Below are 14,771 nucleotides of genomic sequence, written 5' to 3'. Positions count from 1 at the left end.
GCCCGCTCCCACAGTTGTTTTGGGGGGGGTATTGGATTCAGCGGCGGTCGGCGACTACGCCAATAAGGACGAGGACCACCAGCAACACCGGCGCCAGGCTGTAGTTGTTGAACTGGCTCAGGCCCTTGACCACCCACGGTGTGGCGTAGATCAGTGCGGCGCCGCTGCCGATCACGCACAGCAGGGCCATCAGCGGTACGCGCAGGGCGCCGGCGATGCTGCCAAGGCGTTGTTCGACCCAGCCCTTGAAGTCGGCGCCGAACAGCACCAGCAGGCAGCCCACCAGCGCCAGGGCGATTTCCGAGAGGTTGCTGCGGCTCCAGCGGGACACGGTGGCGAGCAGATCGAGTATCAAATCCATGCGGTTTTCCTTGGGGCGGCCGTTAGGGCTCAGCTCAGAAATTTCTGCAGCAAGTCGTTGAGAAACAGTTGTCCGCGCTCGGTGGCCGCCAGACGTGACGGTTCGACCTGCATCAGGCCACTTTGTTCGGCCTCGCGGCGGTGTTCGGCGAGACTTTCCAGTGGCAGGCCGGTGCGCTCGGGATACAGGTGCGATTCCACCCCGGCCGTCAGGCGCAAAGCGTTCATCAGAAACTCGAACGGCATCTCGTCGTTGCTCAGGGCTTTCTCGCCGGCCTGGAAGCTCTTGGCCGGGTTGAGATAGTCCTTCGGCAGGCGTGTCTTCCAGGTGCGGACGATGCGCCCGTCCGGGTGGCTGAGCTTGCCGTGGGCGCCGGCACCGATGCCGATGAAGTCGCCGAAACTCCAGTAATTGAGGTTATGCCGCGCCGGGCGCCCAGGCTGCGCGTAGGCCGAGACTTCGTATTGCACGTAACCGTGCGCGGCCAGCAGCGCTTGCCCGGCTTCCTGAATGTCCCACAGCGTGTCGTCTTCCGGCAGCACCGGCGGCTGGTTCCAGAACACCGTGTTCGGCTCCAGTGTCAGTTGATACCAAGAGATGTGCGTCGGTTTCAGTTCGATGGCCTGGCGCAGGTCGCTCAAGGCATCGTCCAGCGACTGATCGGGCAAGCCGTGCATCAAGTCGAGGTTGAAGTTATCGAACCCGGCCTGGCGCGCCATACCCGCCGCGCGTACCGCTTCGTCACCGTTGTGGATTCGTCCGAGGGCTTCGAGTTTCTGCTGCTGGAAGCTCTGGATGCCGATCGACAGGCGATTGATCCCCAGCTTGCGATACGCAACGAACTTCTCTTGCTCGAAGGTGCCGGGATTGGCTTCCAGGGTGATCTCGATGTCGTGGGCGAACGGGATGCGCTGCTCGACGCCTTTGAGCAAGCGCCCGAGCGCTTCGGCGCTGAACAGACTCGGCGTACCGCCACCGAAGAAGATCGAGCTGATCTGACGGCCGTACACCGCGTGCAGATCCTGATCGAGATCGGCCAGCAACGCGTCGACGTATTCCTGTTCCGGCAGCACTGGGCTGGCGGTGTGCGAGTTGAAATCGCAATACGGACATTTGCGCACACACCACGGGATGTGGATGTACAGCGCCAGGGGCGGCAGCGTTGGCAGCGGCGCCCGCGGCGAAGAGGCGGCGCCGCCGATGATCAGCGACGACGCGGAGGGGGTATCGGTCATTTCAGGCCCAGACGCTGGCGCAGCAGATCCATTGCACGGGCGCGGTGGCTGATCCGGTTCTTGTCGGCCGGGCTCAGCTCGGCGCTGGACAGGTCACGCTCCGGCACCCAGAACAGCGGGTCGTAGCCGAAACCGTGCTCGCCGCTGGCGGCGGTCAGGATGCGTCCGTGCCACAGACCTTCGCAGAGAATCGGCAATGGATCATCGGCGTGACGCACCAGTGCCAGCACGCAGACGAACTGCGCGCCGCGCTCGGCTTCAGGCACATCCTTGAGGGCGTCGAGCAGTTTGGCGTTGTTCGCCGCATCGCCCTTGCCATCGGCGTAGCGTGCCGAATAGATGCCCGGCGCGCCGCCGAGGAAATCCACCGCCAGACCGGAGTCATCGGCCAGCGCCGGCAGACCGGAGATGCGCGCGGCATTGCGCGCCTTGAGGATCGCGTTCTCGACGAACGACAGACCAGTTTCCTCCGGTTCGACCTTGCTCCATTCGCCGATCGAGCGCAGTTGCACCGAGTCGCCGAGCATGGCCTGGAGTTCCTTGAGTTTGCCGGCGTTATGGCTGGCCAGTACGAGCTGCTTGATGTTCATCATTCGCCGGGAAAGAGTTCTTGGTTGAAATTGATGGTGTTGATCTTGTCGCCCGTCTGCACCTTGATTTCAAAGGTGCGGGTTTCCTGTTGTTCCACCGGATACTGGGCGAGGTAGTAGACCGCGCCCTGTTCGCTCACCTGACGGAAATTCAGGGTCACGCTCTGGCTGGTCAGGTCTTTGACCGTGCCGGTGACGCTGGCGACCAGCGGTTTGCCGTCCTTGATCACCGAGACATTGATTACGCCCTGATTGTTGCTGCGGATCAGCTTCGCTGCCTCGGCGATGTCCGGCTGCAGGTAGGTGGAGTTGAAGGTGTTGTAGTGCACCGTCACGTCGCCGAAGGTTTCCTGGCGCTCGCTTTTGATGACGTCCGCCGCCATGGCGCTGGCGCTCAGGCAGGCGGTCAGTAACAACAGGGCTAGACGACCCATGATCGTTCTCCTCGAAATGTCGTGGTTCAGACCGCGACCCGATGATCTGCAAGCACCGGGCTGCTGACGCGGTAGATACCAATCTCACCTAACAGATTAGGCCATAGCTTACTGGCCCACCCGTGACGGTGCTGTTGATCCACGGCAAGCCGATCAATGACCTTCGCATCACGTTCGCGACAAAGTTCTTCAAAATCTTCGAAGGTGCAGAAGTGAATGTTCGGCGTGTTGTACCAGGTGTACGGCAGAAACTCGGAGACCGGCATCCGGCCCTTGCTTGCCAGATACCAGCGGCAGCGCCAGTGACCGAAGTTGGGGAAGGTGATGATGCACTGACGACCGACCCGCAGCATTTCGTCGAGGATCTTGTCCGGGTAATGCACGGCTTGCAGGGCCTGGGTCATGACGACGATGTCGAAACTGTTGCTGGCGAAGTTGCCCAGCCCCTTGTCCAGGTCCTGCTCGATGACGTTGATGCCCTTGGCCACGCACTCGGCGATGTTATCGGCGTCGTTTTCCAGGCCATAACCGGTGACGTTCTTGTTGTCGCGCAGCCAGGTCAGCAGTTCGCCGTCGCCGCAACCGAGGTCGAGCACGCGGCTGCCGGCGGGGATCCATTCCTGGATGATTTCCAGATCAGCTCTCATGGCTTGTTCACACCGTAATTCGGTTCATGTAATTGCCGAACGCCTGCAGATAGCGCGGGATCGGAATCAGGAAGGCGTCGTGGCCCTGTGGCGCGTCGATTTCCAGGTAGCTGACGTCTTTGCGTGCCGCCATCAGCGCGTCCACCAGCTCCCGCGAGCGGGCCGGGGAGAAGCGCCAGTCGGTGGTGAACGACATCACGCAGAACTTGGCGGTGGCGTTTTCGAAAGTTTTCGCCAGGTTATCGTCGAAGTTCGCCGCCGGATCGAAGTAGTCCAGTGCCTTGGTCATCAACAGGTAAGTGTTGGCATCGAAACGCCCGGAGAATTCTTCACCCTGATAGCGCAGGTAGCTTTCGACCTGGAACTCGACGCTGTGGAAGTCGTAGTTGAGCTTTTCGCTCTTCAGGCCGCGGCCGAATTTCTCGCCCATCGAGTCGTCGGACAGGTAGGTGATGTGCCCGACCATCCGCGCCAGCATCAGCCCGCGCTTGGGGATCACGCCCGCTTCCTGGAACGAACCGCCGTGGAACTCCGGGTCGGTAAGGATCGCCTGGCGCGCCACTTCGTTGAAGGCGATGTTCTGCGCCGACAGCTTGGGGGCCGAGGCGATGGCCAGGCAGTGGCGCACGCGATCCGGGTAAGTAATGGTCCATTGCAACGCCTGCATGCCACCCAGGCTACCGCCGATGACGGCGGCGAACTGACGAATGCCGAGCAGGTCAGCCAGACGCGCCTGACTGTGCACCCAGTCTTCCACGGTGAGCACCGGGAAGTCGGCGCCGAACGGCTTGCCGGTCTCCGGGTTGATACTGCTCGGGCCGGTGGAGCCGTTGCAGCCGCCCAGATTGTTCAGGCTGACCACGAAGAACTTATTGGTGTCGATCGGTTTGCCGGGGCCGATGCAGCTGTCCCACCAACCGGGCTTGCGGTCGTCGGGGCTGTGATAGCCGGCAGCGTGATGGTGACCAGACAAGGCGTGGCAGATCAGCACGGCGTTGCTCGCCTGTGCGTTCAGCGTGCCGTAGGTTTCGTAGATCAGGTCGTAGGCAGGCAGCGAACGGCCACAGGCCAGAGCCAGAGGTTCACTGAAGTGCGCCGTTTGCGGCGTCACCAGACCAACAGAATCGGGGGGAAAGGCAGCTGGCATCGACCCTGCTCTCGTTGAAATGAGGCGTAAGTCTAAAGAGCATGGGGGTTAGCGGCAAGCAACGATCGGGCCTGTTTGTTCGCTTTGGACCGAGGCGCGGCCATTCGCGAGCAAGCCCGCTCCCACATTGGATTTGTGTCGATCACAGAACCAGTGTGGGAGCGGGCTTGCTCGCGAATGGGGCGACTCGGTGGATCAGGCTGGACGCACCAGTCCGGGCAACTCCGGCAGCTTCTTCGGCGCACAGATCTTCACCCGTTTCTGCCGGTTCAACTCGCCGCTGAGCAAGCTGACCTGGCTCTTGGACACCCCAAACGCCTTGGCCAGAAAGCCCATCAGATACGCATTGGCCTTGCCCTCGACCGGCGGCGCGGTGAGGCGGATCTTCAGGCGGTCACCGTGCAGCCCGGCGAAATCATCGCTACGGGCTGCCGGTTGCAGGTGACATTCGAGGATCAGGTCGTCGCCGTCCCAGCGAAACCAGCTCACATCAGCAGGCGCAGGATGTCCGGCATCATGGTCATTGCCGCCAGATTGTTGATCACCAGCATGTCGATCAGCTTCAGCGCCAGAAAGGCGAAGATCGGCGACAGGTCGAGACCGCCGAGGTTCGGCAGGATGCGGCGGAATGGTGCCAGCGCCGGCTCGCAGATCTGGTTCACCAGTTCAGCGCCCGGGTTGTGGCTGCCCGGGGCGACCCACGACAGGATCACGCTGATGATCAGGGCGAAGAAGAAAATCTTCAGGAACAGCGCGGTGACGCCGATGATCGACCAGATAAACAGTTGCAGCGGGTTGCCGGTGGTGCCGTAGGTCAGCAGCAGCGTCAGGGCCATCAGCGCCAGTTGCACCAGAATCGCCAGCACCAGCGACGACATGTCGAGGCCGAAGATGCTCGGGATGATCCGGCGCAGTGGCTTGAGCAGTGGCTGGGTAGCCTTGACCACGAACTGGCACAGCGGGTTGTAGAAGTTCGCGCGCACCAGTTGCAGGACGAAGCGCAGCAGCACGATCAGCAGGTACAGACTGCCGAGGGTTTGCAGCACGTAAACCGCTGCAGTGTTCAATCCAATCATGTAAGGCTCCTTATTTGCCCAGTTGTTCGGCCATTTCGGCCGAGCGGTGCGCGGCGGCGCCGAGTGCTTTTTCTACCAGGGCTTCGAAGCCATCAGCCTGGAATGATTTGATCGCGGCCTCTGTGGTGCCATTTGGCGAGGTCACGCGGCGGCGCAGTTCGGCAGCGTCAACATCGCTGGATACCGCCATGTGCGCGGCGCCCAGAGCCGTTTGCAGGGTCAGTTGCTCGGCGATTTCCTTTGGCAGGCCGAGTTTGACGCCAGCGGCGGTCATCGCTTCGATCAGCAGGAAGAAGTACGCCGGGCCGGAACCGGAGACGGCGGTCACCGCATCGAGTTGCTGCTCTTCGTCCAGCCACAGCGCGATACCCACGGCGGACAGCAGCTCTTCGGCCTGCTGACGCTGTTCGGCGGTCACTTCGCTGGTGGCGTACAGGCCGCTGACGCCCTGACGCAGCAGCGCCGGGGTGTTCGGCATGCAGCGCACGATCGGCTGCTCGCCAAGCCACGCAGTCATGCTCGCGCAAGTGATGCCGGCGGCGATCGACACCACCAGTTGCTGCGGTTTCAGGCTTGGGCGGATGGCTTCGCACACGGCTTTCATCGCCTGTGGCTTGACCGCCAGCACGATCACGTCGACGCCATCGATGGCCTGGGCGTTGTCGGCGAAGGTTTCGATGCCGTGTTCGGCGCTGACGCGCTTTCGGGTCTCTTCGCCCGGATCGCTGGCGCGGATGTGGCTGGCTTGCAGACCCTTGGCCCGCAGGCCGCCGATCAGGCTGGCGGCCATGTTGCCGGCACCGATAAAGGCAATGCGTGTGTTGCTCATGTCAGGTCCTTTTTCAGATGGCTGTCGGTCATTGCTGACCGTAATCTCTGGCGCCAAACAGCGCGGTACCGATCCGCACCCACGTGGCGCCTTGGGCGATGGCCGACTCGAGGTCGTGGCTCATGCCCATGGAAAGTGTGTCGAGCGGCAGATTCAGGCTGGCCTGCAAACGTTGCACGGCAGCAAAAGCGGCATCCTGTTCGGCGCGATCTTCGGTCGGCTCGGGAATCGCCATCAGCCCGCGCAGTTTCAGCCGGGGCAGGGCGCTGATGGCCTCGGCCAGCGCCGGCAGGTCGGCCGGGGTGCAGCCGGACTTGCTGGCTTCACCGCTGACGTTGACCTGAATGCAGATGTTCAGCGGCGGCAGCTCGGCCGGGCGCTGTTCGGACAGGCGTTGGGCGATTTTCAGGCGATCCACGGAGTGCACCCAGTCGAAATGCTCGGCGATGGCGCGAGTCTTGTTCGATTGAATGGGGCCGATGAAGTGCCAGATCAAGGGCAGGTCGGCCAGTTCGAGCTGTTTGCCCAGGGCTTCCTGCAGATAGTTCTCGCCAAAGTCACGCAGTCCGGCGGCGTAGGCTTCACGCAGGTCCTGCGCCGGTTTGGTCTTGCTCACGGCCAGCAACTGGATGCTGTGTTCATCGCGGTTTGCAGCTTTGGCCGCTGCCTGGATACGCGAACTAACCTGAAGAATGTTGTCTGCTATCGTGGACATCAAGAGGCGCCGGCGGTCTGAAGGTTCGCGGCATTCTACTGGAATTGAGGGACGCTATGGATATCACTGAACTGCTGGCGTTCAGCGCCAAACAGGGCGCTTCCGACCTGCACCTGTCGGCCGGTCTGCCGCCGATGATCCGCGTCGATGGCGATGTGCGGCGGATCAATCTGCCGGCGCTGGATCACAAGCAAGTGCACGAATTGATCTACGACATCATGAATGACACCCAGCGGGTCGACTTCGAGAAACACCTGGAAACGGATTTCTCGTTCGAAGTCCCCGGCGTCGCGCGCTTTCGGGTCAATGCGTTCAATCAGAACCGTGGCGCTGGCGCGGTGTTTCGCACCATTCCCTCGAAAGTGCTGAGCATGGAAGACCTCGGCATGGGCGACGTCTTTCGCAAGATCACCGATGCGCCGCGCGGGCTGGTGCTGGTGACCGGGCCGACCGGGTCCGGCAAGTCGACCACGCTGGCGGCGATGATCGATTACCTCAACACCCATCGCCATCACCACATTCTCACCATCGAAGACCCGATCGAGTTTGTCCACGAATCGCGTAAATGCCTGATCAATCAGCGCGAAGTCCATCGCGATACCCGCAGCTTCGCCACGGCGTTGCGCTCGGCGCTGCGCGAAGACCCGGATGTGATTCTGGTGGGCGAGATGCGCGACCTGGAAACCATTCGCCTGGCTCTGACCGCTGCCGAGACCGGGCATCTGGTGTTCGGCACGCTGCACACGACGTCAGCCGCCAAGACCATCGACCGTATTGTCGATGTGTTCCCGGGCGACGAGAAGTCCATGGTGCGTTCGATGCTGTCCGAGTCATTGCTGGCGGTGGTGTCGCAGACCCTGATCAAGAAGATCGGCGGCGGACGGGTGGCGGCGCACGAGATCATGCTGGGAACGTCGGCGATCCGGAACCTGATCCGCGAGGACAAGGTGGCGCAGATGTATTCGGCGATTCAGACCGGCGGGTCGTTGGGGATGCAGACACTCGACATGTGCCTGAAGGAGCTGGTGACCAAGGGCCTGATCAGCCGCGAGCATGCGCGGGAGAAGGCGCGTACGCCGGATAATTTCTGAGAGAGGCTTGTGTTGCTTTCACTGGCCTCTTCGCGAGCAAGCCCGCTCCCACATTGGAATGCATTTCCATGTGGGAGCGGGCTTGCTCGCGAAGGGGTCAGTACTGCTTGAACAGATTCTGGATCAGTCAGCTCAGCGCTGAACCACGCGCATCTGCTTGCCGGCCGGTTCTTTCGGCAACACACGCTTGGCAACCACGTAATGCTGTTCCCAGTACGGCTTGTTCAGCGTATCGATGCTCACCGCTTTGCCACGGCGTGGGGCGTGGATGAAGCGGTCGTTGCCCAGGTAGATGGCAACGTGGTTTACCCGACGGCTCTTGATGTTGAAGAAAATCAGGTCGCCCGGTTTCAGATCCTTGCGTTCGACTTTCTCGCCATGACCGCTGGCCATCGCGTTGGACGTACGTGGCAGGTCGAAGGTCGCGTCGTTGAACGCATATTTCACCAGACCACTGCAATCGAACCCTTTACTTGGGCTGCTGCCGCCCCAACGATAAGGAGTACCAAGGACGTTCACCGCACGGCTCAGGACGTTGCTGCTTTCCTTGTTGGCCATCGGTGGCACCAGCTTGCCGTGATGCTTGCTGGCGAGCGTGGTGTGTTTCGTTTGTTTGCTGCTCTTGCTCGAAGGAGCCGAAGCGTGGGATTTAGGGGTGAAACCGTTAACGTTGGGAAGACGTTGCTCACGATTGGTGGCGTGGGCGGCCAGTGGCATTAATAGGCAAATAGTTAGCCATGTCTTGAAAAATGGTCGCATTAGGCGTGGCTCTTATGTGGTAGCGCGCAACTTTATAACAGCTTTTTCGTCCCTTCCGAGGCCGTTGGTCGATTCCATCTGAGGGCAACGGAACCAAACAAGCGGCAAATGGACGCAATTGTCGGACAGAAGTCCGGTGCTATAAGGCTTTGACGGACGACACGGTAACATTTGCCGTACGTCGGCCACATGTAAAAAAGTCACAAAGAATTAAAGAAAATTTATCTATTGGGTGAATCGAGGTCTTCATGAACCGCTATCAGCAGGTTGCTGCACCGCACGATACGCACAGCAAAATCATCGGGTATCTGCTGTGGATTTTTGGTTTCACCGGCGCGCACCGCTTCTATTACGGCAAGCCGGTGACCGGGACGATCTGGTTCTTCACCTTCGGTCTGCTGGGTATTGGCTGGCTGATCGACGTGTTCCTGATCCCGGCGATGGATCGCGAGGCGGATCTGCGTTTCACCGCAGGACCGATCGAATACAACGTGGCGTGGATTCTGCTGACCTTCCTGGGCGTATTCGGCGTGCACCGGATGTACCAGGGCAAGTGGATCAGCGGGTTGCTGTATCTGCTGACCGGCGGGTTGTTCTTTGTCGGCGTGCTGTATGACTTCTGGACACTGAATGATCAGGTGTCGGTGCGTAACGCGCAGAACCGCGGCGCCTTCCAGTAATTGTGGCGAGGGAGCTTGCTCCCGCTGGGCCGCGAAGCGGCCCCTCTCTTGATCCAAAAGAAGGTCTGCTGCGCAGCCCGGCGGGAGCAAGCTCCCTCGCCACAGAGTTACGCCTGGTGGCTGATTCGCCCGTCCACCAGCGTATAGCGCACCACACCCGGCAAACTATGCCCAAGGAACGGGCAGTTCTCGCCCTTCGACAGCCAGCCTTCACCGGCCACGGTGGACGCCTTCGGGTCGAACAGCACGATATCCGCCGCACCGCCCACCGCCAGTTTGCCCGCCGGCAGACGCAGCGCATCCGCAGGCCCGGCACTCAGGCGCGCCAGCAGGGTCGGCAGGTCCAGCAAGCCATCCTCAACCAGCGTCATCGCCAGCGGCAACAGCAATTCAACACTGCTGATGCCCGGCTCGGTCGCGCCGAACGGTGCCAGTTTGGCGTCGCGCTCATGCGGTTGGTGATGGCTGGAAATCGCCGAAATCACCCCGGATTTCACCGCTTCGCGCAGGCCATCGCGGTCGGCGCGGGTGCGCAGCGGCGGTTGCACGTGATACAGGCTGCTGAAGTCGATCAGCGCTTCATCGGTGAGGATCAACTGATACAGAGCGACATCGGCGGTGACCTTCAAGCCACGGGCCTGCGCCTGAGCGATCAGGGCCACGCCGCGCGCGCTGGTCAGTTGGCTGAAGTGCGCGCGCACGCCAGTCTGCTCGACCAGCAGCAGATCGCGAGCGAGGGCCACGGTTTCCGCGGTTTCCGGAATCCCCGGCAGACCGAGGAAACTGGCGACCGGGCCTTCATGGGCCAGACCGCCATCCGCCAGATCGTGATCCTGCGAATTGAAAATCACCGTCAGGTCGAAGGTGGCCGCGTAGTCCAGCGCCCGGCACAGGGTGCGGGTGTTGCGGAAGCTCTCCAGACCGTTGCCGAACGCCACACAACCGGCGTCGCGCAGCGCCACCAGTTCGGCCAGTTGCTCGCCGTCCAGACCTTTGCTTAGTGCGCCAATCGGGAACACCTTGGTGTTGCCGGCCTCGCGGGCGCGGTCGAGGATCAGTTCGGCCACGGCCGAAGTGTCGAGCACCGGTTTGGTCTTCGGCGGGCAGCACAGGCTGGTCACGCCGCCGGCCGCTGCCGCGCGGGTTTCGCTGGCGATGCTGCCTTTGCGGCTGTAACCCGGCTCGCGCAGGGCCACGTTCAGGTCGACCAGGCCCGGGGCTGCAACCAGACCGCTGGCGTCGATGGTTTCTACTGCGGTGAAACCGGCCGGTGCGGCGCCGAGGGCGACGATCTTGCAGGCTTCAACGTGGATGTCGGTGATTTGATCCAGGCCGCTGCTTGGATCGATGACGCGGGCGCCGAGAATGCTGAGCTTCACTGGGCGTTCTCCTGCTCGAATTGACGTTGCGCTGTTTGCCCGCTCATGGCCATCGACAGCACGGCCATGCGGATGGCGATGCCGTAGGTGACTTGATTGAGGATCACCGAGTGCGGGCCGTCGGCCACCGCCGACTCGATCTCTACCCCACGGTTGATCGGCCCCGGGTGCATGACGATGCAATCGGGTTTGGCCCCGGCCAGACGCGCGGTGGTCAGGCCGAACAGGCGGTAGAACTCGCCTTCGCTCGGCAGCAGGCCGCCGGTCATGCGCTCACGCTGCAGGCGCAGCATGATCACCACGTCGACGTCCTTCAGGCCTTCGTTCATGTCGGTGTAGACCTTGACGCCGTACTGCTCGATACCGATCGGCAGCAGAGTCTTCGGCGCGATCACGCGGATGTCCGGGCAGCCGAGGGTCTTCAGGGCGAGCATGTTCGAGCGCGCCACTCGCGAGTGCAGGATGTCGCCGACGATCGCCACCGAGAGGTTTTCGAAACCGCCCTTGTGCCGACGGATGGTGAGCATGTCGAGCATGCCCTGGGTCGGGTGCGCGTGGCGGCCGTCGCCGCCGTTGATGATCGCCACCTGCGGGCAGACGTGCTCGGCGATGAAGTGCGCGGCGCCGGAGTCACCGTGGCGCACGACGAACATGTCGGCAGCCATCGCTTCGAGGTTGCGCAGGGTGTCGAGCAGGGTTTCACCTTTGCTGGCCGAGGAGGTCGACACGTTCAGGGTGATCACGTCCGCCGACAGCCGCTGGGCCGCCAGTTCGAAGGTGGTGCGGGTGCGGGTGGAGTTTTCGAAGAACACGTTGCACACGGTCTTGCCGCGCAGCAACGGGACCTTCTTCACCGCCCGGGCACCGACTTCGAGGAACGAGTCGGCAGTGTCGAGGATTTCCGTCAGCAACTCGCGGCGCAGGCCGTCGAGCGAGAGGAAGTGGCGCAGCTGGCCCTGATCATTGAGCTGCAGCGGGCGCTTGGTATCTAGAGGCGTCATCGCGAGGGGGACTCTCAATAAGGGCGGGTTAAGGATTCAGGTCTTGCAGTTCGAGCGTCAGCGGCTCCGGGCCGGACAGCTTGACGCGCTCGTTGGCGGCCAGCGACAGGGTCGCGCCGACCACGTTCGGGCGGATCGGCAGTTCGCCAGCGTCCAGGTCGAGCAGGCAGACCAGGGTCACGCTGGCCGGGCGGCCGTAGTCGAACAATTCGTTCATGGCGGCGCGGATGGTCCGGCCGCTCATCAGTACGTCATCGATCAGCACCAGATGCTGGCCTTCGATCTCGAAGGGCAGGGCCGACGGGCGCACTTGCGGGTGCAGGCCGTTTTGGCTGAAGTCGTCGCGGTAGAAGGAAACATCCAGCGTGCCCAGCGGCGCGTCGCTGGCCAATTCCTTGAGCAGGGCCTGCGCGACCCAGATGCCACCGGTGCGGATGCCGATGTAACGCGGTTCGCGGATATCACGCTGGGCCAGGTGCGCCTTGAGGCGGGACGCCATCTGGCTGATCAGATCGGCGGGATTGGGCAGGCTCATGGTTGCTCCTTCTTGGGGCCGAGCCGGGTCCTTGGACGCGGCTCGGGTCGTAGCTCAAAAGAAAAGCGCCGAAGCGCTTGTCAGGATTCAAACAATGCAGTGTTTTCGTCGAGCCAGCCTTGCAGCAGCAGGGCGGCGGCGATGGCGTCCACCGGGTTGTCGCGGTAACTGCCTTTCTGCCCGCCACGCACCAGTCGCTCACCCTTGGCTTCAAAGGTGGTCAGGCGTTCGTCGTGGGTATAGAAGGGCACATTGAAGCGGCCATTGAGGCGCCGGGCGAATTTCTCCGCGCGCAGGCACATCTCGCTCGGCGTGCCGTCCATGTTCAGCGGCAGGCCGACCACCACAGCGTCGGGTTTCCATTCCTTGAACAGCGCTTCGACCTGATTCCAGTCGGGCACGCCGTTCTGCGCTTTCAAGGTGCACAGCTCGCGGGCCTGGCCGGTAATCACCTGGCCGACCGCAACGCCGATCTGTTTGGTGCCGTAGTCGAAGCCGAGAATCAGGCGCAGGGCCATCAGGCGTGCCCCGCCTGGCTGGTCAGCAGGCTGAGGTTGATCCCCAGGTGCCGGGCCGCTGCCTCAAGCCGCAGTTCGCTGCTGGTGTTGAACAGGATGTCGGCGTCGTACGGGCAGGTCAGCCAAGCGTTGTCGGCCAGCTCGGCTTCCAGTTGCCCGGCTTCCCAACCGGCATAGCCGAGGGCAATCAGGCTTTTCGCCGGGCCCACACCGTCGGCGATGGCGAACAGCACATCCTGGGACGTGGACAGCGCCAGATCACCGTCCAGCTCGACGGTGGCCTGAAAGGTCTTGCCCGCCGGGTGCAGGACGAAACCGCGATCGGTCTGCACCGGGCCACCAATGAAGATCGGCACATGCTGGCACAGCGCTGGCGGATCGATGTCCGGGCGCAATTGCTCGAGGATGTCAGCCAGATTCAGCTCTTGCGGTCGATTGACCACCAGCCCCATGGCGCCATTAGCCGTGTGCTCGACGATGTAGGTCAAGGTGTGGGCAAAGTTCGGGTCGGCCATGTGTGGCATGGCGATCAGGAAGTGATGCTTGAGGTAGCTGGGGCTGACGTTTTTCATGAGCGATAGTGTGGCGTTCAAGGGGCGAACTGACAAGCTGGGGATGCGTTGCGAATGGTCTTCCCGCCCACTGGTGGCGAGGGAGCTTGCTCCCGCTCGGCTGCGCAGCAGTCGTAAAAACTGATATCTCGGTGTATCTGATAAATGCAGGGGGCCGCTTCGCAGCCCAGCGGGAGCAAGCTCCCTCGCCACAAAAGCCCTTATGCAGGCGGTCAGTTGCTGGAAAGCTTGTCGCCCCGGGCAAATTTCCAGGTGCGGATGATTTCCAGTCGGTCGATATCCGACAGATCGCCGGTAAACGGCGCGAATGGTGCCGCCAGTCGGACGATGCGCTGCGCCGCCTGATCCAGCAGTGGCTGGCCGGAGGATTCCAGCACCAGCACTTCATACAGTGAGCCGTCGCGGTTGATCGAGACCATCAGCCGCAGATTGCCGTAGATCTGTTTGCGCCGCGCTTCTTCCGGGTAATTGAGGTTGCCGATGCGCTCGACCTTCTTGCGCCAGTCGTCCTTGTACCAGGCTCCCTTGTCGCGCATGGTCGAGGCGGCGCTCAAACGGTGAATGCGCGGGCGCTTGGCGTACAGCTGCTGTTCGTTGGCCAGTTCCGCTTCGAGGCTGGCGATGTCGCTGGACAGTTGCGAGCTGTCGAACGTCGGCGCGTTGACCGCAGGTTTGGTCTCGGTCCTGGTTTCTTCTTTCTTGGTCGGCGCCTTTTGCTGTTTCGGCGCCACCGTGGTCACCGCAGCCTTGGGCGCGGCCTCGCGCACTTCAGGCTTGGCGGCTGGTGGCGGGGTGACCTTCTTGACCTGATTGTCCTGGAACGGCGCGACCTCGGTGGTCTTGGGAATCGCCTTCTTGTCCAGGGTGCCGCTGCCTTCCTGGTTTTCCTGAGCGAGGAAATCAGCCTTTTTCGGCTTGGTTTCGCTCTTGAAGGTGGCAAGGGTGATTTCCAGGGTTTTACTGATCTGCTTGGGCTCGACCATGGTAAAGCCGACACCGAGCAGCAGCGCCAAATGAATCAGCGCCGCGAGAAACAGGGTAAATCCGAGGCGATCGGCCGGGCGCACGCCACGATGGGCGAGTTCTGCGGGCAGATCGGACGGGAGGGTCATGACAAGAAAACCAACATCGCGTTTTTCAGAGGCTGCGCATGATAACGCAATGTTGGTTTCACGCCTTGGGCTTCACGCTTCAAGCGACAA

At 62.1% G+C, this 14,771-nt stretch carries 19 protein-coding genes; 2 read left to right on the top strand and 17 right to left on the bottom strand.

Annotated elements, in window-relative coordinates:
• Window positions 1-37: 37 nt before the first annotated feature.
• From ACVHNU_RS23165 to ACVHNU_RS23120, 10 genes are all read right to left on the bottom strand, one after another.
• Complete coding sequence (locus ACVHNU_RS23165) at window positions 38-361, bottom strand: DUF3392 domain-containing protein (RefSeq protein ID WP_003229134.1); 324 nt, start codon at window positions 359-361, stop codon at window positions 38-40.
• Between the two features lie 29 nt (window positions 362-390).
• On the bottom strand, window positions 391-1,596 hold the full coding sequence (gene hemW, locus ACVHNU_RS23160) for a radical SAM family heme chaperone HemW (protein ID WP_473018369.1): 1,206 nt from the start codon (window positions 1,594-1,596) through the stop codon (window positions 391-393).
• A complete protein-coding gene (gene rdgB / locus ACVHNU_RS23155; RefSeq protein ID WP_003229130.1) occupies window positions 1,593-2,189 on the bottom strand; it encodes an RdgB/HAM1 family non-canonical purine NTP pyrophosphatase in 597 nt (198 codons plus the stop codon). The genes hemW and rdgB overlap by 4 nt, the downstream gene beginning before the upstream one ends.
• Window positions 2,186-2,620, bottom strand: coding sequence for a DUF4426 domain-containing protein (locus tag ACVHNU_RS23150; RefSeq protein ID WP_473018368.1), 435 nt, complete (start codon window positions 2,618-2,620; stop codon window positions 2,186-2,188). The genes rdgB and ACVHNU_RS23150 overlap by 4 nt, the downstream gene beginning before the upstream one ends.
• A gap of 26 nt (window positions 2,621-2,646) precedes the next feature.
• Complete coding sequence (metW, locus tag ACVHNU_RS23145) at window positions 2,647-3,267, bottom strand: methionine biosynthesis protein MetW (RefSeq protein ID WP_003229126.1); 621 nt, start codon at window positions 3,265-3,267, stop codon at window positions 2,647-2,649.
• 7 nt (window positions 3,268-3,274) lie between these two features.
• The gene (metX, locus tag ACVHNU_RS23140) at window positions 3,275-4,414 is read right to left on the bottom strand and encodes a homoserine O-succinyltransferase MetX (RefSeq protein ID WP_003229124.1); all 1,140 of its coding nucleotides are present in this window, start codon (window positions 4,412-4,414) and stop codon (window positions 3,275-3,277) included.
• Between the two features lie 195 nt (window positions 4,415-4,609).
• Window positions 4,610-4,903 (bottom strand): DUF167 domain-containing protein, encoded by a 294-nt coding sequence (locus ACVHNU_RS23135; RefSeq protein WP_003229122.1) that lies wholly within the window; start codon window positions 4,901-4,903, stop codon window positions 4,610-4,612.
• Entirely contained in the window at window positions 4,900-5,490 is a 591-nt protein-coding gene (locus ACVHNU_RS23130; RefSeq protein ID WP_003229120.1) for a YggT family protein, read from the bottom strand. Before ACVHNU_RS23130 ends, ACVHNU_RS23135 begins: the two co-directional genes overlap by 4 nt.
• A gap of 10 nt (window positions 5,491-5,500) precedes the next feature.
• Entirely contained in the window at window positions 5,501-6,319 is an 819-nt protein-coding gene (gene proC, locus ACVHNU_RS23125; protein ID WP_473018367.1) for a pyrroline-5-carboxylate reductase, read from the bottom strand.
• 28 nt (window positions 6,320-6,347) lie between these two features.
• Window positions 6,348-7,034: a YggS family pyridoxal phosphate-dependent enzyme gene (locus ACVHNU_RS23120; RefSeq protein WP_003229116.1), complete on the bottom strand. Its 687-nt coding sequence runs from the start codon at window positions 7,032-7,034 to the stop codon at window positions 6,348-6,350.
• Window positions 7,035-7,090: 56 nt separating this feature from the next.
• Here ACVHNU_RS23120 and ACVHNU_RS23115 point away from each other — a divergent pair, with 56 nt between their 5' ends.
• Complete coding sequence (locus tag ACVHNU_RS23115; protein ID WP_103485177.1) at window positions 7,091-8,125, top strand: type IV pilus twitching motility protein PilT; 1,035 nt, start codon at window positions 7,091-7,093, stop codon at window positions 8,123-8,125.
• 132 nt (window positions 8,126-8,257) lie between these two features.
• On the opposite strand, the gene ACVHNU_RS23110 is transcribed toward ACVHNU_RS23115, so the two are convergent.
• On the bottom strand, window positions 8,258-8,884 hold the full coding sequence (locus ACVHNU_RS23110; RefSeq protein WP_103521226.1) for a C40 family peptidase: 627 nt from the start codon (window positions 8,882-8,884) through the stop codon (window positions 8,258-8,260).
• A gap of 248 nt (window positions 8,885-9,132) precedes the next feature.
• On the opposite strand from ACVHNU_RS23110, the gene ACVHNU_RS23105 reads away from it, so the two are divergent.
• The gene (locus ACVHNU_RS23105; protein ID WP_262142940.1) at window positions 9,133-9,564 is read left to right on the top strand and encodes an NINE protein; all 432 of its coding nucleotides are present in this window, start codon (window positions 9,133-9,135) and stop codon (window positions 9,562-9,564) included.
• Window positions 9,565-9,671: 107 nt separating this feature from the next.
• On the opposite strand, the gene ACVHNU_RS23100 is transcribed toward ACVHNU_RS23105, so the two are convergent.
• From ACVHNU_RS23100 to ACVHNU_RS23075, 6 genes are all read right to left on the bottom strand, one after another.
• Entirely contained in the window at window positions 9,672-10,943 is a 1,272-nt protein-coding gene (locus ACVHNU_RS23100) for a dihydroorotase (protein WP_473018366.1), read from the bottom strand.
• Window positions 10,940-11,944: an aspartate carbamoyltransferase catalytic subunit gene (locus tag ACVHNU_RS23095; protein WP_003229107.1), complete on the bottom strand. Its 1,005-nt coding sequence runs from the start codon at window positions 11,942-11,944 to the stop codon at window positions 10,940-10,942. Before ACVHNU_RS23095 ends, ACVHNU_RS23100 begins: the two co-directional genes overlap by 4 nt.
• A gap of 28 nt (window positions 11,945-11,972) precedes the next feature.
• Window positions 11,973-12,479 carry a bifunctional pyr operon transcriptional regulator/uracil phosphoribosyltransferase PyrR gene (gene pyrR / locus ACVHNU_RS23090; protein WP_473018365.1) on the bottom strand — a complete coding sequence of 169 codons (507 nt, stop codon included), beginning with the start codon at window positions 12,477-12,479 and terminating at the stop codon, window positions 11,973-11,975.
• A gap of 80 nt (window positions 12,480-12,559) precedes the next feature.
• Window positions 12,560-12,997: a Holliday junction resolvase RuvX gene (ruvX, locus tag ACVHNU_RS23085; protein ID WP_003229101.1), complete on the bottom strand. Its 438-nt coding sequence runs from the start codon at window positions 12,995-12,997 to the stop codon at window positions 12,560-12,562.
• Window positions 12,997-13,569: a YqgE/AlgH family protein gene (locus ACVHNU_RS23080; protein WP_401064725.1), complete on the bottom strand. Its 573-nt coding sequence runs from the start codon at window positions 13,567-13,569 to the stop codon at window positions 12,997-12,999. The genes ruvX and ACVHNU_RS23080 overlap by 1 nt, the downstream gene beginning before the upstream one ends.
• A gap of 212 nt (window positions 13,570-13,781) precedes the next feature.
• On the bottom strand, window positions 13,782-14,681 hold the full coding sequence (locus ACVHNU_RS23075) for an energy transducer TonB (protein ID WP_003229097.1): 900 nt from the start codon (window positions 14,679-14,681) through the stop codon (window positions 13,782-13,784).
• Window positions 14,682-14,771 lie beyond the last annotated feature (90 nt).

The sequence above is a fragment of the Pseudomonas sp. Ors-4-3C genome (assembly GCF_055755035.1).
The sequence above is the reverse complement of the archived record's forward strand: the minus strand, read 5'-3'. Positions and strand labels throughout refer to the sequence as shown.